A 19,872-nucleotide genomic window follows, 5' to 3' on the forward strand; every position below is an offset into this window, starting at 1 on the left:
GGCCGGTGATGCTTGCCGGACAGCTCGATGTTCTGGGTGACTCGCTCATCAAGACCGTGACCGACTGGGGTGGTGCCGGGCTGGTCGCCATGCTGATCGTGCTCGTGCTCGTCACGATCGGCCGCCAGATGTCGATGAAGGCCGCGATCGGTGCGCTCCTCGCGATGGTCCTCGCCCTCGGCATCTACAAGGCCCGCAACAGCCTGTCGGACATGGTGTCCGACGAGGTCAACCATCCGGCCAGCAGTGCCGGTGCCGTGGTCGTCGTCATCGACCCGCCCCGGACCGGCGACAGGGCTGTGCTGTGAGCGGGCAGGGGATTGTCCGCTCGTACACCGGTGCGAGGCGACACCCGTGGGTGCTGGGCAAGCTGGGCGACTGGGTCATGCCCTTCGGCCCGTACACGCCCGTGCAGCTGGTCGTCCTCGGCGGCGGCGCGCTGCTGCTGATCGAGACGTTCGCCTGGTGGTCGTGGGCGGGGCCGGTGCCGGTCGTGGTGTGGCTGGTGTCGGTGTGGGCGGTGCGCGGTGCGCAGATCGCCGGGCAGAACCCGTTCACTGCGCTGCTGGGCGCTGTGGCTGTGCTGACGCGGCATCCGGCGGGCCGGATCGGCGGCCGGGTGGCCCGGGAGCGGCGCCCGTCCCACTTTGGGGGCCGGTTCGTCATCGAGCCCGCGCCCGCCCCGGTGTCGGCGTCCCTCCCGGTGCCCGCCGCTGTGGCGGTGGGCGCGGTGGTGGGTGTGCGGGCGGCCGGCTCCGGCCTTGACCGGCTCCTGGCCGGTGCGGCGGGTGCGGGGAGGGCAGCGGCATGATGCGGACGCCCTTCCGGCACGTCGCCGGACACCTTTTGTGGGCACCGCCCGGCGGGGTGTGGGCGGTGTGGCGGGTGGAGCCCCTTGCGGGCGGATACCTCCCTGCCCCGGTCCGCCAGGAGCTGCTGGGCCGGATCACCGCGCTGGTGCGGTCGATGCCCGGCATGGAACCGAGGCTGTTCGTGCTCGCTGCGCGGACCGATCCCGGTGAAGTCGCCGAGAGGATGGTGGAAGGCATCGACTGGCAGCGGCTGCCCGCGTGGGCGGAGGTCTGCGCTGCTGGTATCGACCTGCTCGACGGGCAGGAGATGCATGAGCGCACCGTGTGGCTCGCCGTCCCGCTGCCGGGCAAGACAGGCGCCACCGCGGGTGCCTTGGGCGCTGTGTATGCGGAGGTGTCCGCCGCCCTCGGTCTGGCGCCCGCACCCGTGCCACAAGGCGAGGTGCGGGCCGCGCGCGAGGCGGCCGAGCGGCTGCAGACGTCGCTGGGCGGAGGTCTGGGGCTGCGTCCGGCATCGCCTGCGGAAATTGTGTGGATGGTGCAGCATGCGGTGCACCGCGGGCTGGAGGAGCCGCTGTTGTCCGATGCCGTGGCGAGCCCGCTGTACGGGAGCCGGATCCACGGCGGACAGCTCCTGTCTCCCTCGTATGCCGACCTGGGGCAGGTCCGTCTGGCCGAGGGCGGCCAGGAACGGCGGTCCGAAGCCCGCGGGCTGCAGGGCGCGGGCTCGTGGTGGCGGTCGGCTGCGGCGGCGTCTCCCCTGGGGCGGCTGTGGCTTCAGGTCGAGTCAGAGGCCGGGGCCGGCTACCAGTCCCATCTGGTCCTCGCCGAATTTCCCCCGGCGGTCGCCACGGACGCCGCTGATGTCCTTGCCCAGCTGGAGGGCCTGCCCTTCCCCGTGGACGTGAGCGTCGATCTGCGGGTGGTGGCGGCGAAGAAGGCGCGGGCGCAGGTCCAGCGCAAGAAGCGGGAGCTGCTGGACCAGGCCGGGCAGTACGGGGCGCAGCCCACTGGGATGCCGCATTCGCTGCCGGAGGCGGCCGGGGACCTGGAGGAGCAGGACGCGCGGATGGCGCGTACGTCGGTGGAGGTGGAGGTGCAGTCGGTGACGGTGCTCACCGTGTGGGGCCCGGATGCGGCCACGTGTGACGGGCGGGCGCGGGAGCTGTCGGCGGCTCTCGCGGCGGGTGACTATCGGGCGGTGCGGCCGATCGGCATGCAGGAGGAACTCTTCGTCCTCGGCCTGCCGGGCGGAGTCCGCGCGCCGAAGCTGGTCCAGTTCACGCAGCATCAGCTGTCGGAGGACTGGGCGGCGTGCGGGGCGCTGACGCAGTCGCGAGTGGGTGACCCGTCCGGGATCCTGATCGGCCGTGACCTGGACTGCGGCACCCTGCGCCCGGTGCTCCTCAATCCCGCCGACGCTCCCCAGGCCAACGCCTCCGCGTCCAGCGCGGTGATCGGCGATCTGGGCGGCGGCAAGAGCGTGCTGGAAAAGCTCGTCACCGCTGCGATCGTGGACCGCGGCGGACAGGCCATCGTCATCGACCGCACCCCCATGCGTGAATGGGCCGCGTTCGCCCAAGCCGCCATGGGAGGTCGTGGCCAGGTCATCGACGCCGCCCAGGCGCAACTGTCCATCGACCCGCTGCGCGTGTTCGGCGGAGCGGCCGGCGCGCACTACGCGCTGTCGTATCTGACCCTGCAGCTTGGGGTTGGGGCAATGAGCGCGGCCGGCGCGGTGCTACACCACGCCGTGGAGGAGGTCAGTGCCGGGCCCGAGCCGTCGATGGGCAAGGTTCTGGATGCCCTGACCGGCCTTGCTCATCTGGGCGGGAGCCGTGCGGACGCGGCGGCCACCATGGTGGATCTGCTGCGCATCGTCGCCTCGAACCCGCTGGCCGCGATGGTGTTCGACGCTGCCCTGCCGGTGGTGAGCCTGGCCGGTGACCTCGGTGCGGACATGGTGGTGGTCACCACCGCCGGTCTGACGCTTCCGCCGCGCGAGGCATTCGCCGACGTCGAAGTGCTGCGCCAGCAGCCCCTGGAGGCGCTGATCGGGCGGGCCGTGCTCTACTTGTTGGCCGCCATTGCCCGGCAGGCCGCCTTCAGCGACCCCACCCGGTTCTGCCTGGTCTCGCTCGACGAGGTGTACTGGCTGACGTCGTCGGCCGAGGGTTCCGCGCTGGTCCACGAGATCCTGCACGACGGCCGCAAGCACGGTGCCGGTGTCTTCCTCGGTGCCCACGACGCCGACGAACTCGGCAAGGATGCCGGCTTGGTCGCCTACCGCTACCTCGCCCGCACCACCGACCGCACCCGAGCAGCCAAGGGCTTGCGCTTCCTCGGCCTGGACGGCGACGACGAGGACCTGCTGCGGCTGGTGACCACTGGCCTCTCCCCCGTCGGCCAGGCCGGCCGGGAGGGCGAGATGCTGCTGCGCGACCCCCGCATGCAGGTCGGCCGAATCCAGGTCATCGCCCCCGATGTGCCCCGGCTGCGCGAACGGCTGTTCACCACACCCGGCCGTACGCCCGCCGCCACGTCCCACGGGGGGACCCCTTGATGAACACGCACCTGCGACTGCTGCTCACCGGCGCCCTCGCCCTGCTCCTCCTCACCAGCACCATCGCCGCATGGGCCCACCCCCCGCAGTGGCGGTCGCTGACCACCTCGGTACCTGTCGGCGCTGCGGACAGCGGGCCCTGTGATCTGCTGATCGGCCCTGCCCGTGACTGCTGCACGCGCGGCCCCGGCACGGCCGCCACGGTGACCGGAACTTCCTCGGCCGCAACCGCGGTCCCCGCCGCATTCGACGACCGCACCGGGCTGACGATGTTTGCCACCCTCGCCATTTCAGCGGCCATCGCGATGGTCCTGACCGTCGAGCGGCGGGCCCGATGAGAGAGATCCGCGTCGACCGCGGCACGCTGCGCGCGGCCGGATTCCTCGCCCTGCTCACGGTCGTGTTCCTCGTGACGAACACAGCGGTGGCATGGGCCGCGGACGGCAACGGGGACGCCGGTGGGAGCGGGCTGCTCGCCCCGTTCAACGTGGTGACGGCCGAGGGCGGGCGGCTGGACGCATATCAGCTGCAGGCCGACGGAGGCAGCTCATTGAACGTGGTCGGGCAGCTGCAGGTCCTGGTGATGTCGGGGCTGTTCGCGCTGGCGCGGCTGCTGGTGGGGATGTGCTGCTGGCTGATTGCGTTCGTCTTCCGGTTCCCGCTGCTGGCTCTGCTGACCGGCCCCGCGCAGCACCTCGCCGACGCCTACCAGACCCATGTGGTGGACGCGCTCGGTCTCAAAGGGCTGACGCTGGCGTGGGGGTTCGTCTTCGGACTCGTCCTCTTCATGCGGGGCAAGGCTGCAACGGGGTTCGGGCAGATCGCCGCCACCCTGGTGATCGGCGCGTTGGCCGCGAGCGCGGTCGTCCGCCCTGACTACCTGCTGGGCCGGGACGGACCGCTCGACGTCACCCATCAGGCCGCGATCGAGGTCGCGTCCATCACCACCAGCAGCTACTTCGGCAACAAGACGTCCTCAGATCCCTGCGACATGGTCGCCGGCCCTGCTCACGGCGCCTGCGAAAACTCTGATGTTCAGGCGGCGGCCGTGACCCGGCCCGTCCAGGACGCGCTGACCGACGCGCTGGTCGTCAAGCCCTACATGCTCCTGCAGTACGGACGAGTCCTGGACCCTCACAAGGACAAGGACGCCTACCAGGCCCATCGGGAGTGGATCAAGAAGAACAGTGAACCCCCCGGCCCCGACGCGGCGAAGAAGTGCGACATCCTGCCGGGTCCGGCCAAGGAGTACTGCCACAGCAAGGAGGTCGAGCGCGCGTCCGCGGACCTCGGCAAGCTCGCGGCCGAGCTGGAAAAGGCCGGGCCCACCGGCAAGGCCGCCGCCGCATACGCGAAGACTCCCAGCTGGGACCGTGCTTTCGGCGCTCTCGCCCTGCTCGTCGCCTGCCTGGTCGTCGCGGCCATGGTCGTCTCGATGGCGCTGGTCATGCTCGGCGCGCAGGGCGCGGACGCCGCCGCGGCCGGAGCAGGACCGGTGGTGTGGGTGCTGGCGATGCTGCCCGGCCCCACACGGACGCTGCTGTGGCGGTGGACGGGCGTCCTCGTCACCTCGGCGCTGGTCACGTTCGCTACCGCCGTGGGCCTGCCCCTCTTCGGAATCGCGGCCGGCGTACTGCTGTCGGACAGCGGGCCGGACGTGATGGCCGAGCGAATCCTGCTCCTCGACGCCCTCGCCATCGCCTTCCTCGCCATGCACAAACGAATCGCAGGCAGCGCCACCTCACTGGGCCGGCGGATGGCCCTGCGCATGCAGTACGCCCGGCTCACCGGCACCGGCTACCGCGGCGCCGGCCTGGCCCTGGGCCTGGCAGGCGCCCGCAGTACAGCGCCGTTCTCGATCGGCCAGGCCGTCGCCGAGGCACGCGGCGCGGTCCGTACGGGACTTGCGCCCCTGTCCCTGGCGATGCGTGGCGCCCATGCCGCGCTCATCGGACCCAAGCCAGGCCCCCGCCACCCCGCAGCCAAGGTGCTGGAGGCCGTACGGGCACAGGCCGGAGCCGGTGGTGTACGCGCTGCGGAAGGCGAAGTGCAGGTGGACAAGTGGACCGGCGAGATCCTGCACGACCCGGCCACCGACCGCCCCCTGCTGTCGGCCCGGCTGCACTCCCGTGCATCGCGGCTGCGCGGGTACCGCATCGCCCACCGCGCCGGCCGGGCCGCCTACGCGGCAACCCTGGGCCTGCCCCGCACCGTGCACACGGCGGAGGGGAAGGCCAGCGAGTTCACCGAGGACGTCCGCACCCAACTGCTGGTGAGCAGAAACCGGATCCGCGAGGACGCCGCCGGATGGCAGCCCGTCGTGGACGGCACCGTGAAGGCCGGGCGAGCCGTAGGCCAGGGCGCAGTCCACACCGGGCGGGCGGTCCGTGACACCGCGATCAGCGCCGCCGTGTACACCGCCCCCGCCACAACCGGCCGCGCACCCGGGCCGCGGACCACCATCAGCCGCCCGGACCACCCCACAACCACAGGCACCACGCTGTCCCCCGCCCCGGCTGGGGCCGCCGGACAGGCCACGGTCCGCCGGACCATGCCCGCACCCACGACCGGCAGCAGACACTCGGCGACAAGCCGACCGGCCCAGAGCGCCAACCGCGGCAGCGGCGCAACTCCCGCATCCCCTGTCGCCGACCAGGCCGCCGCGAACGCGGCGCGGCTGCGCGCGGCGATGAACCGGCGCCGCCAGAGCGTGCGACGAGATCAGGAAGGAGGAACCTCGTGAGGAAGACACGGGCAGGCTGCCTGGTCGTGCTGCTGCTGGCCCTGGCGGCGTGCTGCACGGCCCCAGTGCTGCTCGTGGCCGCCGCCAGCCGATCCGCCGGCCAGGGCCAGGTGGACGCCGCCGCGGCCGGAATCCCTGCGCGGATGCTTACCGCCTACCTCACCGGCGCCTCGCAGGTCACCATCTATGTGCCCGGCTGCCGGGGAATGCGCTGGCAGATCCTCGCCGGGATCGCCCGCGTCGAGTCCGACCACGGCGCCGGACGGCAGATCACCCCGAACGGCGACATCACCCCGCCAATCACCGGGCCCCGCCTCGACGGCTCCGGCGCCGGCGGCAACACCACCGCAATCCCCGACACCGACGGCGGCACATGGGACGGCGATGCCGCCTACGAACGAGCCGTCGGGCCCTTCCAGTTCCTGCCGGAGACCTTCCGCGCCTACGGCAAGGACGGCAACGGCGACGGGACCATCTCGCCCCACAACGCGGACGACGCCGCCACCGCGGCCGCCGTCTACCTGTGCGGCAACGGCCGCGACCTCACCGACCGCGAGCAACTGCGCGCCGCCATCCACACCTACAACCAATCGTGGGCGTACGTGGACGACGTCATAAGCGGCATCGACCGCTACGACGCCCTCGAAAACACCCCCAACGCGCCGACCGGCAACGCGGGTGTGGTCATCCAGGCCGCACTGGCCCAGCAGGGCCTCCCCTACTCCTGGGGCGGCGGCGGACCCGATGGGCCCAGCACCGGGATCTGCTGCTCGCCCGGCGGGCAGGACGGCCGCGCCGTCACCGGCTTCGACTGCTCCGGGCTGACCCAGTACGCCTACGCCAAAGCCGGGATCAATCTGCCGCGCACCGCGGCCGAGCAGGCCGGCGCCGGGCAGCGCATCCCCGCCTCCGCCGGAATCTCGGCCCTGCAGCCCGGTGACCTGATCTTCTACGGCTACAGCCCCACCGCGGACTCCACCATCCACCACGTCGGGATTTACCTCGGCGACGGACAGATGATCAACGCCCCCCGCCCCGGCAAGCCGGTGCGCATCGATCCCATCAATGCGATGCCCGACTACGCGGGCGGAACGAGGCTCCTGTGAAGACCCCACGGGGCGGGGGCCGCCCGCTCGCCGCCGCCATCGCCCTTACCGCCGCCGGAGCGCTGCTCACCTACACAGGCCTGCACCACCCCGGCCCCGCCCAGCAAGCCGCCCCGTACCAGGAGGCAGCACCGGCAGCGGCCCCGGCGGCCAGTGCCGGCCCGGCCCTGCCATCGCCCTCCCAGGCCGCCCCCGGCCCGGGTACCCCCGCCGTACCGGCAACTCCGAAGGCCAGCCGGGAGCCCGACGGACCGGCACCCCAGACGAGCAGCACACCAGGGGAGCTCCCGCCTCCCGGATCCGGTCCGGCAGCCGACCCTCTCATCCAGCAGGCCCTGGACCGGGCCAGCAGCCCTGACCTTGCGCCCGACGACGAGCGCGCACTGCTCGATGCGGGGCGTGCCGCGTGGCTGGCCGAGACCGTCGGATACACGCAGGTGCGGATCCAGGCCGCCACCGCCCGCCGCAACCCCGAGCCAGGCGACGGCCAACGACGAGCGGTGGTCCGGCTGGTATGGGCCGGAGCCGACCCGGCCGGAACCCTCCTCGACGGCCGCCCCGCCGCTCTCCTCTACGCACAGAACGGAAACGGATCATGGAAGCGCACATGACGGCCGCCGGCAGCGTCCATGCAGCCGCCGCGTTCATCGAGGCCCTCGCAGCGGTCGCGCACTGGGCCATGGCCAATGTCTGGTGGCTGGCCCTGCTCGGCGCGGCCGCCTGGGCGGGGTGGGAGTACCTGCAGCGGCGGCTGGCCGCCAAGGCGCTGTCGCAGCGGACCTGCCTGGAGCTTGTCCCCACGGCGGCGTTCGAGCCGCACAGCGAGCAGATTTGGCGCCAGGGGATGCAGCTGGTGCGGGCGGCCGGGTCGGGACCGTGGTGGACACCGCGCCGGGCCCGGTCGGTACGGGTGCGGCTGCGAGCCGACGGCGTCCGCGCCCTGGCCCACCGGATTGAGGCCCCGGCCAGCGCACATGCGCTGCTGGCTCGGACCCCGTACGGGCCGCGAGTGCGGGTCGAGGAGGTTCCGCCGGTCGCGGACAAGCACCGGCCCCACGTCGTGCGGGCGGTGCTGACCCTGCACGGCGAGCCGGGATCACGCCTGCGGGAAGTCCCCTTGGACCCCGACCCGCTGCAGCCGCTGCTGGACGCGGTGGGTGATCTGCGGGCGGAGTGCGGCGACCTCGCCGAGGTGTGCGTGGACCTCTCCCCCGCCCCGCGCTGGCACCTCGCCGTGCGCCGTGCCCAGGCCATGCACCGCGACCGCGCGCAGGCTCGCCGTGAAGCGCAGCACGATGCGCGGTGGCTGACCCGCGCCAGCGACGACGGCTTTGCGGCCGCCGTGGGCAGGCTGCTGGATCCCGCGGAGTGGCGGGGCCGGCCGCGGGGGCGGATGGTGATGTCGCCGCAGCCTCGCCGTGCGGGCCGGGAAAAGGTCCTGGGCAAACTCGCCCACAGTCCCGGGCTGGTGCGGGTGCAGATTCTGGTGCGGTGTGCGTCCAACGAGGACGGGCGGGCGCAGGCTCGGCTGGCCCGGATCAGTGCCGCAATGGATGTCTTCGCCGGGCCCTCGCGGTTGACGTCGCTGGGCTGGTCGCTGGGACCGCTGCGATTCGGCCCGGACCGGCGGCCTTGGCGCGGCCGGTTCGACGAGCAGTGGAAGCACGCCCTCATGCGGCCTGCCCGCGGCGGATGGGCGCACATCGAGGAACTCGCGGGATTCCTCAAGCCGGTGACGGGCGCGGCGAGGGTGCCGCTGATGGAGAGCGACATGCCGACGTACGAGGTGGGGGTGGGTCTGCTGCCTCAGGGCTGGTACCGGGGGCCGGATGGGCGGGAGCGGCTGCTGGCCACCCGCGAGGACGACACGTTGTTCGAGGTCCAGTCGGGCAAGGCGGGGTGGGGCAAGACCACCCGTGCCCAGGTCCACGCCGTCGCCAGCGCCCACAACGGGCGGGGGCTGGCGTTCGTGGACCCGCACGGCGACAGCTTCGCCGACGTCGCCCGCTACCTCGCCCACGAGGACCTCATCGACCGCGTCGCACTGTTCGATCTCACCGTCCACAAGGACACCGACATGCTCGGCTCCTGGAACCTGCTGGACATGAGCCAGAACCGTCCGCCGCACGAGGTATGCGCGGCCGTCGTCGAAGCGTTCGCCGGAGCCCTGGGCTGGGGGGACGTTACGGCGCCGCGGGCGCTGACCATCCTGACGAAAGCCGTCGAAGCCCTGGTTGCCGTCAACACCCGAGCTGTCGCCGCCGACAAGCCGCAGCAGCAGGCCACCGTCTTCCAAATCACGGCCCTCCTCACCCACACGCTGTTCCGGCAGGCCGTCGTCGCGGTCTTGGACGACGAGGCGCGCAGGTGGTGGAGGGACAGCTTCCCCGACCTTCCCCGCGAAAGCCTGCTGACCGTCCTCAACCCCCTGGAGCGCCTGGGGGCGTCCCCAGTCGTCCGGGGCTTCCTGGGATGCCCTGTCAGCGGATACGACATCCGGCAGGCGATGGACGAAGGCCAGGTGCTGTGGCTGTGCCCGCCCGGCACCGGGCCCACCGACCGGCTGCTGATCTCCCTGATCGTCCACGACTTCCTGCGCGCCGGCCTCTCCCGCCGCGACCTGCCCGAGAAGGCACGGCGCCCGTTCCGTTTCTACCTGGACGAGCTGATCAGCCTGGACCAAGGATCCTCCACAGTGCTGGCGGAGATCACCGAACAGCTGAGGAAGTTCGGGTGCCGGCTGCACGGCATGACCCAGCTTCTGCACCGGCTCAGCCCCGCCACCCGCGCCGCCCTCATGCAAAACGCATCCTGCCTGTCCACCACAGCCGGATCGGCCGAGGCCATTGCCCAGATCACCGCCCAGTGGCCCACCACAAACGTCACCCCCGCCGACATCGCCGCACTGCCCCGCTGGCAGCACTACGCGTCGTTCACCGTGGAAGGCACGCGGATCGGCCCGCTCCCGGTTCGCGGGCCCGCGCTGGACGAGGTCGGCCACCGAGCCCGGCCCGGCCAGGTCAAAGCCCTCCACAAGACCGCTCACGCTCGTGCCGGAGCCCTGCCACTGACCGAACGCACCACGATCGCCCTCGCCCAGGAGCAGCAGGTCCTCGCCTTCCTCGCCCCCGCCACTGCCCACGGCAAGACAGGAGAGCAGTACGCGTGACCACCACCGTCAACGACGCAGCAGCCACGGGAAGCATGGACTTCCAGCCCGCGAGCGGCGACAGCCAGGCCCACCAGGTACTCGCGTTGATCGCCCAGCACCGGCTGCTGACCACCACCCAGCTCCACCGGATGGTCGCCCCGCACCTGCCGCCCCGCAAGATCCACAAAGTGCTGGTGCCGCTACGCGAAGACGGGCTGATCACCCACGCCACGCTCCCCGGCCGCCTGCAGGCCCACTTCCTCACCCCGGCCGGGCACCAGACCGTCGCCGAATGGCCCGAGCTCCGCGGTCGCGCACCCACCCCGATCCACTCTCCGGCCGCAGCCCTGCTGCGCGCCGGCCACATCCTGACCGGGGCCCGCGCCCATATCGCCTTCCTCACCGACGCACGTACCCGAGGCGACGAATACCAGCCGCTGGACTGGGTCCCCGAGGTCACCCACCGCCTCCCCGACACCGCAGGCGAGGACCGGCTCATCGCCGACGCCGTCTTCCACTACACCGCGGCCCGCCCCCGCCGACTCCAGTACCGGGCGTTCGTGGAAATCGACCGGGCCACGATGAGCAGCGAGCGTCTGGCCCGCAAACTCATCACCTACGCCCGCTTCCACGACTACACCCCCCAGCCCACCGGCCGCCGCGGCACCGTCGGGGACCAGGCCGCCATGCTCGTCTGGCAGCGCGTCTACCCCCGATTTCCCCGGATCCTGTTCATCCTCACCGGCGCCCCCCACACGACCCTGACCAACCGCATCGCCGACCTACGCAGCATGGCCGCCGACCACGAACTCGTCGCCCGCATGGGCGCCCGCGTCCCCCTCGGCGCCGCCGTCCTCGAAGACCTCGAAACCTCCGGCCCCCAGGCCCCGGTATGGACACCCCTCACCGGAAGCGGCGAGCCCCGCGGCTGGACCGAACTCTGACTGCCACAGCCGCCCGCTGGCCCCGCTGAGCGCCGAAAAGCCGTCGTTCTGATCACCCCGGGCGCCGCCCGGCCGGGTCAGGCCCGGGCCGGTGAACTCCTCACCGGCCCCGACCGTGGCCCTCAAAGTCCGATCCGGTGAGAAAGACGGCGAGCACCGGACGAAAGTGTTATCACCAGCAAAGAACCAGCCAGAAGGGAGAGTTCCGGCCACATCGGGGCGCAGGCCCGGCAACGACCCTCCCCTACCGACCTCGGAACGATTCCCGCACCTCACAGCCCTACTGTCATATGCCGAAACGGCAATCCAGGGCAAAAGTACTGTTCGCTCAACTGCACCCCAATAACCCCATAGAAACTGGGGCGTTGACATCGTAGGGTGCCCTGTACCAACGCGGACCACAGCACCCTCAGGCGTTGCACAAGCGATTTCGACGCCCTGGAGAACAACACCAACACCCATCCGACGAGCCGGGGGTACCTCCGTGACAACAGCACGTCAGCACCACACCCGCACCACCCGGCTGCGCGCAGCCGCCGCCATCACCGCGGCCGTCGCCACCCTCACCACCGGCTGCACCACCGACGCCAAGGACGACAAGGCCGCGCCCGCTAGCCCTGGCCCGAGTGCTTCCCCCACCGCGTCCGTCGACCCCCAGGCCGCCGAGAAGCAACACGTCCTCGCGGCCTACGACGGCTTTTGGGCTGAGTCGGTCAAGGCATACGCAACGGGCACCGAGAAAGACACCAGGCTGGTGGACTTCGCTGCGAAGGCTGCCTTGGACCGGACTCTGGCTGACATCGCAAACATGCAAAAGGCAGGTGTCGCAAAGCAGGGCAGCCCCGGCCACAAGTCAGAAGCGACGGCCCTCAATCTGTCTGGTGAACGGCCTACGGCCACAGTCACTGATTGCCTTGACCTTTCCACATGGCAGACGGTCGAGCGCGCCACAGGCACCGTGCGGCCCTATCCATCTGCACAGCCCATGCGCTACGTCGCCGTCGCCGAAATCGAGCAGTGGGCCGGACGGTGGATGGTGGTCAAGATGACTCCGAACGGCGACAACAAATGCTGAGACGTTCAGCCGTCATTCCACTCGCCCTGTTCGCAGCCCTGGCCCTGCCAGGCTCCGCGCATGCTGACGGAGGCATCTGCGACGGCGCCGACCAGTACGTCACCATCTGCGTCGATCAGCCGGGTGAAAGGCCCGGAGGTGGCGGGCAGGGCAAGGGTGGTAGCGGTGGAGGCAGCGGCACCAGCAAGCCGGTCGTTGACGGAGTCTCCTGTGAGATCCGTCTTCTTGAACCTCAGCCGCCCGCCGGCAGCCCGCTGTGGGCAGGGCACGAACCTGGTGACGGTGCCATCTACGTCAATCCGTGCGTCTGGCAGGGCCCTGGGACGTCCAACGTCGACACACTGGGCATGACTTTCTGGTCGAAGGACGTTCCCGCACCGGCTGTTGATCCCGCTGTCCTTGCTCAGCGGGCGGTGGACAGCATGCTCCTCGCCGGCCCGGCGATCGTGAGTCCGCGGACGGATGGCCGCTACACGGTGGGTGTGCCGATGTGGCTGTGGGTAAGCCAGAGCCCCACCACTTGGGGGCCCAATACGGCGTCGGCGTCGGCGGGCGGGATCACGGTGACTGCGACGGCGAGGGTGTCGTCGGTCGTGTGGGCGATGGGTGACGGGTCCAGCGTGACCTGCAAGAGCCCCGGTACCCCGTACACGGCGGGCCGTGGAATGTCGCCGTCGCCGGACTGCGGGCATCTGTACCGGACGACGTCGGCCGGGCAGCCAGGCGGCGTTTACAAGGGCATGGCGACGTCCACGTGGAGCGTGGACTGGGCGGTGACCGGCGGCGGCCGCACGGGCCAGCTGACCGAGGTCCGTCAATCGAACCTCACCGTGTCGGTGGGCGAGGTCCAGGTCGTCGGCCAGTAACGGCCCGGCCTCACTCCCCCGTTCATTGCTTCTTTTCTCCCCTGTTTTCTGGAGGCACAGCACGTGAGCACGTCCACCCAGCCTTCGGCACCCCGCACGGCGCTGCCCCGGCCTGCAGGTCCGCCGGCCTCTCCGGCCGCAGCTCCCCGCGTGGTGCGCCAGCGGCGCCGCCGCCCCGGTCTGATCGCCCTGTCGATTGCGCTGATCGCGGCCGGGGGATTATCGGGGGCGCTGTTGTTCACGGCGTCGGGGCAGCGGTCCAGTGTGCTGGTGGTGTCCCGGGATGTGCCGGTGGGCAATGCGATCACTGACGCGGATCTGGCTCCGGCTTCCTTGGCCCTGGACCCTGCGGTCAGGGCGGTCCCCGTGTCGAAGAAGGCCGGCATGGTCGGGCAGCGTGCGGCCGTGGCCCTGAAGTCAGGTTCACTGCTCTCCCCCGGACAGGTCACCTCTGCCTCCCTGGTCAAGGCCGGTGAGCAGCTGGTGGGTGTCGCGCTGAAGCCGTCGCAGCTTCCGGCGTCGCGGCTGTCGCCCGGGCAGAAGGTACTGATCGTCTCGACGCCTGACCCGGCTCAGGCCGGTGCGACGGCGGGGGCCGGCAAGCCGGGCGATACGGCGGCGCCTCAGACGCTCGCGGCGACGGTGGTGGCGGTGGGTGTGGCCGCGCCTGCGACAGGGGTTGTGGTGGTCGACGTGGCGGTGCCCTCGGCCAGCGGGCCGACGCTGGCCGCCCGCGTTGCGACCGGCGCAGTCGCGCTGATCGTGGCCGCGCAGGACGGGGGCAGCTGATGACCGTCATTGCACTGGCTGGCGGGCTGGGTGCGCCGGGGGTGACCACGGCGGCGATGGCGCTGCTGATGACGTGGCCGATGCCGCAGGAGCACCGGGTGGTGCTGGCCGAGGCCGACCCGGACGGCGGGGCGATCCTGCCCGGTGCCCTGCAGGGCACCCTCGACAACTCTCACGGGCTGCGCAACCTTGCGGTGGCGGCGAGGCAGGGGCAGCTGGGTGAGGCGTTCTGGCGGCAGTTGGTGGATGTCACCGACGCCGGGAGTCGTGACCGGCTGGTTCTGCCCGGGCTGTACGACCCGGCGCACGCCTCGGCGATGGAACCGGTGTGGCGGCCGCTCGCCAAGCTGTTCACGGGGATCGAAGCCCATGGGCATGACGTGATCGTGGACCTCGGGCGTCGGGGGGCGTTCGGCCCGTCGGCGGTGCTGGCGCAGAGCGCGGACGTGGTCCTGGTGGTGGCCCGCGGCACGCTGCGTTCGCTGCAGAGCGCCCAGGTACGTGTGGAGGCGCTGCGCGAGTTGCTCGGCGGGACCACCGAGCTGGGCATGCTGCTGGTGGATGAGGGGCCGTTCTCGAAGGAGGAGGTCCGTAAGCACCTGGGTATCGGGGTCACGGCGGTGCTGCCGTGGCGGCCCAAGGAGGCTGCGGTGCTCTCGGACGGGGCCGAGCAGCCCCGCCGTTTCGAGTCCGGGGAGCTGATGCGCTCAGCCCGGTCGGCCGCGCTGCGGATTCAGGAGCTTGTGGCTGTGCGCCGTACGCGGCTGGCCCCGCCCGCCGGGCCGGGTGTGGGACGGGTGGTGACCGGTGCGCGCTAACCCTCTGCACAACAACCCTCAGATGCCCGCGCCCGGTTCGCTCCAGGCCCGCCTGGCCGGCTCCCGCAACCCGGCGGCTCCCGTACCCAGCGGGTCCCTTGGCGCCCAGCCCGTGAATCCGTGGGTGCCGCTGCCCGCGACGGCCACACCCGGCGGCACCCCGTCGGCCCAGGGTCAGGCGGCGGTCCTCGACTACGGGGCGGTCCGTCTGATCAAGAGGGAGGTCGGTGAGCGGCTGACCGAGCTGTTGCGGGCCCGGCCGGGCATGAGTGCCGCGGCGCAGGAGCAGCAGGGCCGGCATCTGATCAATGAGCAGGTGGCGGTGTGGTCGGATGCCGAGGCCGTCAATCGCGGCGTGGCGACGTCGGCGGCTGAGGACGCTGCGATCGCGCAGGCCGTGTTCGATCTGCAGTTCCGGGCCGGTCGTCTGCAGCAGCACCTGGACAACACGCTGGTGGAGAACATCTTCATCAACGGGTTCGCGGATGTGTGGCTGGACTTCACCGACGGGCGGCGTGTCCGGGTGGCGCCGGTCGCGGACTCCGACGAGGAGCTGCGCGAGCTGGTGCGGGATCTGGCGAGGCGCACTACCGGTCAGGCCGAGCGCAGTCTCTCGACCGCGGATCCGTTCCTTGCGCTGCGGCTGGCGGACGGTTCGCGTCTGCAGGCGGTCATCGATGTCACGCCGGGCACGTATGTGACGATCCGCCGGCACAGCATGCGCCATGCAGACCTGCCCGAGCTGGTCGGCCGCGGCATGCTCGACACCACCCTGGAGCAGTTCTTGCGGGCGTGCGTGCGCGCGGAGAAGAACGTGATGATCGTGGGCGGGCAGGCGGCGGGCAAGACGACGCTGCTGCGGGCGCTGCTCAAGGAGATCGATCCGGACGAGCGGTTCGCGACGCTGGAAACGGAGTACGAGCTCTTCGCCCACGAGAACGGGCACCACCGGCAGGTGGTGCCGATGGAGGCACGCGAGTCCAACGGCGAAGTTGTCGCCGGGGCCGCGGCCGGTGAGATCACGCTCATGGACCTCATGTACCGGGCGCTGCGCATGACACTCACGCGGATCGTGGTCGGTGAGGTCCGCGGCCCGGAGATCGTGGCGATGCTGCAGGCCATGACGAACGGTGCGGGCGGCAACCTATGCACCCTGCACGCCATCCACCCCTCCGTCGTCTTCGACCGGATCGCCGAGCTCTACCTCCTCGCTCAGGCCAACATGAGTGAATCGTTGGCCTACCGGCAGGCCGCCAACGGGCTCCACTTCATCGTGTTCGTGTCCTCCGTGGACGAGACGAAGATCGGCGGTCACCGCCACCGGTTCGTCTCCCACGTCCTGGAGGTCACCGGGATCGGCGAGGGCGGGCGCCCTGAGACGAACACCGTCTTCGGCCCGCGCCCCGAATGGGGCGAGTACCGGGCCGTCCCGCTCATGCACCCCCGGTGTGTTCCCGATCTGCGGCGTGCCGGATTCGACGCCGCCCTGCTGAACGACCCGTCAGGGGCATGGGGTGCGCCGCTGCCACTGCTGGTGACCGAGGGGGCGGCACTGTGACCGTGCTGCTGTGGGTTTTGGCCGGCCTCGCCGTCGCGGGCGGTCTGGTCGGCCTGGTTGCCGGGATTGTCGGGACAACCGCGCCGAAGGGGCCTGGTGTCGCGGCCCGGCTTCGGGCCGGGCGGCATCTGGCGACGCGGGACGAGCGCATGGCCCGGCGTACCTGTCTGATCGGAGGTGCACTGTCCGGGGTGCTGTTGTGGCTGATCAGCGGGGTGTTCATCGCGGGGGTGATGGTGTTCCTCGCGGTCATCGGGGTGCCGTGGCTGCTGTCGCCGACGAGGTCGGCCACGGCCCGGATCGCCAAACTGGAAGCCCTCGGCGACTGGACCCAGCGCCTGGCCAACGTTCTGTGGCTGGGCCGCGGGCTGGACGAGGCCCTGCAGGTCTCACGCCGGGGATGTCCCGAGGACATCACGGGTGAGGTGGCCGACCTGGTGGACCGTCTTCAGGTCGGATGGCGTCCGGTGGACGCGCTGCGGGAGTTCGGCGACCAACTGGGCGACGTGACCGCGGACAAGGTGGTGGCCGCCCTCGTGCTGTCGGCCTCCGACCGGGGTCCCGGTCTGGCGCAGGCCTTGGAAGACCTCGCGGAGTCCGTCCACGAGGAGGTAGCCCGGCGCCGGGCGATCGAGGCCGACCGGGCCAAGCCGCGCACCGCGATGCGATGGATGACGATCATCACCCTCAGCGTCATCGGCTGCGGGTTCCTCATCCCTTCCTACACCGCCCCGTACGGCACTCTGCTCGGGCAGCTCGTCCTGGCCGTTCTGCTGGCCGGGTTTGTCGGAGTCCTCGCACTGATGCGGCAGATCGCCGACATCAAGCCCGTGCCCCGCTTCCTGATCGCCGATCCCCGCAGCGCCGTCACCCCCGCCCCCACCGCCGGGGACAACGCCGGGGAGCCCACGGTGGAGGTGACGGCATGATGCCCGTCGCAGCGATCCTGTCCGGCGCGGCCATCGGAGCCGGTGGCGCCCTGCTCATCCGGGAAGTCCTGCGGCCCGCACCCGCCCTCGGGCCCGCGCTGCGCCGCCTCAACCAGCCCGCACCCGCCCCCGCCGCCACCCCGGCCGGCGAGGCGGGGGCCGACCGGGACGAGCGGTGGGGGCAGTGGCTGCTGGAGCGTCTCGCCGATGTCCCCGGCGTCCGGATCCCCTATAAAGATCTCGCTCTGACCGGGACCACGCCCGCGCGGTTCGTCCTGACCAAGGTTGCTTTGGCCGGGGCCGGGCTGCTGCTGCCGCCCCTGTCCACGGTGCCGCTGCTGCTCCTGGGCCTGCCCCTGTACCTCCCGGCGATCGTCGGGCTGCTCGCCGCCGTCGTGCTGTGGTTCGCCCCCGACCTCGCCCTGCGGGACAAGGCCAAGCGGGCCCGGGCAGAGTTCGCGCACGCCATGGCCGCCTACCTCGACCTCGTCGCCCTGCGCCGGGCCGGAAACGTCTCCGCCGAACAAGCCATGGAACAAGCCGCGACGGTGGGCCAAGGCTGGGCGTTCCAGCGGATCCAGGCGGCGCTCGCGCAGTCGAGGGTGGACAAGGTGGCGCACTGGGAATCCCTGGCCCGCCTGACCGCCGAACTGGACCTGCCGGTCATGGACGACCTCGCCGCCATCATGCGCCAGTCCGCCGACGACGGCGCCTCCGTCTACACCACCCTGCGCTCACGCGCCCGCAACCTGCGCACCGAACTCCTCGCCCAACAGGCCGCGGACGCCAACAGCGACAGCGAGAAAATGACCGCCCCCGGCGCACTGCTCGCCGTCCTGGTCATGCTCCTGATCGCCTTCCCCGCCATCATCCGCATGCTCACCACCTGACCCGAACCGAACAGAGGGAGTCACACCATGAAGACGCTCGTCCGCCTGAACGTCGCCCTGCGCTCGCACTGGGCCAAGATCCAGGCGAATGCCGCCGAGGACCGGGGCGACATCTCCATCACGACCGTCATCATCTGGGTCGCTGCCGTCGCCGGGGCCCTCGCCATCGCCGGAACCATCGGCATCGTCGTCACCAAGTACAACGCCAAGCTCTCCGGCATCTAGCAACAGCGAAAGGGGAAGAGGGGGACGCAGTGGCGCGTACGACGCGGAGACGGCCGGTCCGCAGCGGTTGGGCCGGGGGCTGGCTGACGGCACTTCGGCGACGGACGGCCGGGGACCGAGGGGAGGCGTCGATCCAGATGGCGATCATCTTCCCGTTCGTCATCCTGGTGACCGTCGCCGTGGTCCAGGCCGCCATGTGGGTCCACGCCCGCAGCATCGCCCTGACCGCCGCACGCGAAGGCGTCGCCGCCGCCCGCGTCTACCAGGCCCCCGATAGCGCAGGAGCAGCCCGCGCCCAGGAGACCCTCGGCCGGATCGCGGGCGACAGCCTCACCGCCACCGCCGTCAGCACCTCCGGAAGCTCCGCAACCGACGTGCAGGTCACGGTCACCGGCAGCGCCCCCTCCCTCATTCCCGGAGTGGGCGGGCTGTCCGTGTCGCAGTCAGCCGGCGCGCCAAGGGAGAGGTGGACGACCCCGTGAACAGCGCCGGGTTCATGAAGTGGATGCGGCGGCGTACCGCGGGGGGTGACCGGGGCAGTGAGACCATCGCGGCCGCGATCGTCACCCCGCTGCTGCTGATCCTGCTGTGCCTGGCCATCGCGGGCGGGCGCATCGTCATAGCCGGCGCGAAGGTCGATGCGGCCGCAGAGGACGCAGCCCGCGCCGCATCGATCTCCCGCACCTACAGCAGCGCCCAAGCCGAAGCCACCGCCGCGGCCGCCCGCTCCCTTGACGACCAGGGCATCCACTGCGCCTCCACCAGCACCAGCGTCGACGCCTCCGGCCTCGCCGTACCAGTCGGGCAGGTCGGCACGGTGACGGTGACCATCTCCTGCGCCGTCGCCATGAGCGACCTGCTGCTGCCCGGCGCTCCGGGATCCAAAACGATGACCAGCCGCTTCACGTCCGTCGTGGACGCCTACCGCTCCCGGGAAGGCTGACCATGCCGACACCGACACTGCAAACCTGGTGGCACACCCGCCTGCACGAGGACCGGGGCGGAATCGCCATCTACACGGCGGTCGTCACCGTGGCCCTGTTGGCGATCATCGGGCTGGCCATCGACGGCGGCGGCAAACTCCGCGCCACCGAACGCGCCGACGCCGTCGCGATGGAAGCGGCCCGTGCAGCCGGGCAGGCCATCGACCCCGCGGCCGCCATCACCGGCGCCGCGGTCCGTGCCGATCCCGCAGCCGCCCAGGCGGCCGCCCAGGCCTACCTCGCCCACGCCGGCACCCAGGGCAGCGCCACCGTCTCCGCTGATGGCACCCGCCTGACCATCACCGTCCACGACACCTACCCGACCAAGTTCCTGGCCATCGCCGGCATCGGATCGATGGACGTCACCGGCCACGGCTCCGCCCGCCTGCTCTACGGCACCACCCAGCCCCAATAGCCCAC

22 protein-coding genes are annotated in these 19,872 nt (G+C 71.4%); 20 read left to right on the forward strand and 2 right to left on the reverse strand.

Annotated elements, in window-relative coordinates; all coding sequences use genetic code 11:
• The first annotated feature begins 8 nt into the window (after nucleotides 1–8).
• The 10 genes from ABTY04_RS34280 (at nucleotide 9) to ABTY04_RS34325 (ending at nucleotide 12,394) form a co-directional block, all read left to right on the forward strand.
• A complete protein-coding gene (locus ABTY04_RS34280) occupies nucleotides 9–308 on the forward strand; it encodes a hypothetical protein (RefSeq protein WP_352217353.1) in 300 nt (99 codons plus the stop codon).
• A 50-nt stretch (nucleotides 309–358) separates the two neighbouring features.
• Entirely contained in the window at nucleotides 359–811 is a 453-nt protein-coding gene (locus ABTY04_RS34285; RefSeq protein ID WP_352217354.1) for a hypothetical protein, read from the forward strand.
• On the forward strand, nucleotides 811–3,375 hold the full coding sequence (locus tag ABTY04_RS34290) for an ATP-binding protein (protein WP_352217375.1): 2,565 nt from the start codon (nucleotides 811–813) through the stop codon (nucleotides 3,373–3,375). Before ABTY04_RS34285 ends, ABTY04_RS34290 begins: the two co-directional genes overlap by 1 nt.
• Entirely contained in the window at nucleotides 3,375–3,713 is a 339-nt protein-coding gene (locus ABTY04_RS34295; RefSeq protein WP_352217355.1) for a hypothetical protein, read from the forward strand. The genes ABTY04_RS34290 and ABTY04_RS34295 overlap by 1 nt, the downstream gene beginning before the upstream one ends.
• Entirely contained in the window at nucleotides 3,710–6,118 is a 2,409-nt protein-coding gene (locus ABTY04_RS34300; RefSeq protein ID WP_352217356.1) for a hypothetical protein, read from the forward strand. The genes ABTY04_RS34295 and ABTY04_RS34300 overlap by 4 nt, the downstream gene beginning before the upstream one ends.
• Nucleotides 6,115–7,224 (forward strand): C40 family peptidase, encoded by a 1,110-nt coding sequence (locus ABTY04_RS34305; RefSeq protein WP_352217357.1) that lies wholly within the window; start codon nucleotides 6,115–6,117, stop codon nucleotides 7,222–7,224. Before ABTY04_RS34300 ends, ABTY04_RS34305 begins: the two co-directional genes overlap by 4 nt.
• On the forward strand, nucleotides 7,221–7,835 hold the full coding sequence (locus tag ABTY04_RS34310; RefSeq protein ID WP_352217358.1) for a hypothetical protein: 615 nt from the start codon (nucleotides 7,221–7,223) through the stop codon (nucleotides 7,833–7,835). Before ABTY04_RS34305 ends, ABTY04_RS34310 begins: the two co-directional genes overlap by 4 nt.
• On the forward strand, nucleotides 7,820–10,393 hold the full coding sequence (locus ABTY04_RS34315) for an ATP/GTP-binding protein (protein ID WP_352217359.1): 2,574 nt from the start codon (nucleotides 7,820–7,822) through the stop codon (nucleotides 10,391–10,393). Before ABTY04_RS34310 ends, ABTY04_RS34315 begins: the two co-directional genes overlap by 16 nt.
• Nucleotides 10,390–11,319, forward strand: a complete 930-nt coding sequence (locus tag ABTY04_RS34320) for a replication-relaxation family protein (RefSeq protein WP_352217360.1) — start codon at nucleotides 10,390–10,392, stop codon at nucleotides 11,317–11,319. The genes ABTY04_RS34315 and ABTY04_RS34320 overlap by 4 nt, the downstream gene beginning before the upstream one ends.
• A gap of 484 nt (nucleotides 11,320–11,803) precedes the next feature.
• Nucleotides 11,804–12,394 (forward strand): hypothetical protein, encoded by a 591-nt coding sequence (locus ABTY04_RS34325; RefSeq protein WP_352217361.1) that lies wholly within the window; start codon nucleotides 11,804–11,806, stop codon nucleotides 12,392–12,394.
• 5 nt (nucleotides 12,395–12,399) lie between these two features.
• Here the strand turns inward: ABTY04_RS34325 and ABTY04_RS34330 are convergent, their stop codons facing one another.
• Both ABTY04_RS34330 and ABTY04_RS34335 read right to left on the reverse strand, forming a co-directional pair.
• Nucleotides 12,400–12,663 carry a hypothetical protein gene (locus tag ABTY04_RS34330; protein ID WP_352217362.1) on the reverse strand — a complete coding sequence of 88 codons (264 nt, stop codon included), beginning with the start codon at nucleotides 12,661–12,663 and terminating at the stop codon, nucleotides 12,400–12,402.
• Nucleotides 12,664–12,863: 200 nt separating this feature from the next.
• Complete coding sequence (locus ABTY04_RS34335) at nucleotides 12,864–13,025, reverse strand: hypothetical protein (RefSeq protein ID WP_352217363.1); 162 nt, start codon at nucleotides 13,023–13,025, stop codon at nucleotides 12,864–12,866.
• A 109-nt stretch (nucleotides 13,026–13,134) separates the two neighbouring features.
• On the opposite strand from ABTY04_RS34335, the gene ABTY04_RS34340 reads away from it, so the two are divergent.
• The 10 genes from ABTY04_RS34340 (at nucleotide 13,135) to ABTY04_RS34385 (ending at nucleotide 19,867) form a co-directional block, all read left to right on the forward strand.
• Nucleotides 13,135–13,260, forward strand: coding sequence for a hypothetical protein (locus tag ABTY04_RS34340; RefSeq protein WP_352217364.1), 126 nt, complete (start codon nucleotides 13,135–13,137; stop codon nucleotides 13,258–13,260).
• A 150-nt stretch (nucleotides 13,261–13,410) separates the two neighbouring features.
• Nucleotides 13,411–14,049, forward strand: coding sequence for an SAF domain-containing protein (locus ABTY04_RS34345; protein ID WP_352217365.1), 639 nt, complete (start codon nucleotides 13,411–13,413; stop codon nucleotides 14,047–14,049).
• Complete coding sequence (locus tag ABTY04_RS34350) at nucleotides 14,049–14,867, forward strand: CpaE/TadZ family protein (protein WP_352217366.1); 819 nt, start codon at nucleotides 14,049–14,051, stop codon at nucleotides 14,865–14,867. Before ABTY04_RS34345 ends, ABTY04_RS34350 begins: the two co-directional genes overlap by 1 nt.
• The gene (locus tag ABTY04_RS34355) at nucleotides 14,857–16,425 is read left to right on the forward strand and encodes a TadA family conjugal transfer-associated ATPase (protein ID WP_502996774.1); all 1,569 of its coding nucleotides are present in this window, start codon (nucleotides 14,857–14,859) and stop codon (nucleotides 16,423–16,425) included. Before ABTY04_RS34350 ends, ABTY04_RS34355 begins: the two co-directional genes overlap by 11 nt.
• 149 nt (nucleotides 16,426–16,574) lie before the next feature.
• Nucleotides 16,575–17,354 (forward strand): type II secretion system F family protein, encoded by a 780-nt coding sequence (locus tag ABTY04_RS34360; protein WP_352217367.1) that lies wholly within the window; start codon nucleotides 16,575–16,577, stop codon nucleotides 17,352–17,354.
• Nucleotides 17,351–18,244: a type II secretion system F family protein gene (locus ABTY04_RS34365; RefSeq protein ID WP_352217368.1), complete on the forward strand. Its 894-nt coding sequence runs from the start codon at nucleotides 17,351–17,353 to the stop codon at nucleotides 18,242–18,244. Before ABTY04_RS34360 ends, ABTY04_RS34365 begins: the two co-directional genes overlap by 4 nt.
• A gap of 27 nt (nucleotides 18,245–18,271) precedes the next feature.
• Nucleotides 18,272–18,469, forward strand: coding sequence for a hypothetical protein (locus tag ABTY04_RS34370; RefSeq protein WP_352217369.1), 198 nt, complete (start codon nucleotides 18,272–18,274; stop codon nucleotides 18,467–18,469).
• Nucleotides 18,470–18,552: 83 nt separating this feature from the next.
• Complete coding sequence (locus ABTY04_RS34375; protein ID WP_352217377.1) at nucleotides 18,553–18,951, forward strand: TadE/TadG family type IV pilus assembly protein; 399 nt, start codon at nucleotides 18,553–18,555, stop codon at nucleotides 18,949–18,951.
• Nucleotides 18,936–19,412, forward strand: a complete 477-nt coding sequence (locus ABTY04_RS34380) for a TadE/TadG family type IV pilus assembly protein (protein WP_502996775.1) — start codon at nucleotides 18,936–18,938, stop codon at nucleotides 19,410–19,412. Before ABTY04_RS34375 ends, ABTY04_RS34380 begins: the two co-directional genes overlap by 16 nt.
• A gap of 2 nt (nucleotides 19,413–19,414) precedes the next feature.
• Nucleotides 19,415–19,867, forward strand: coding sequence for a pilus assembly protein TadG-related protein (locus ABTY04_RS34385; protein WP_352217370.1), 453 nt, complete (start codon nucleotides 19,415–19,417; stop codon nucleotides 19,865–19,867).
• Nucleotides 19,868–19,872 lie beyond the last annotated feature (5 nt).

The organism is Streptomyces sp. NPDC097981 (assembly GCF_040302565.1).
In the GTDB taxonomy this organism is placed as follows: Bacteria; Actinomycetota; Actinomycetes; order Streptomycetales; family Streptomycetaceae; genus Streptomyces.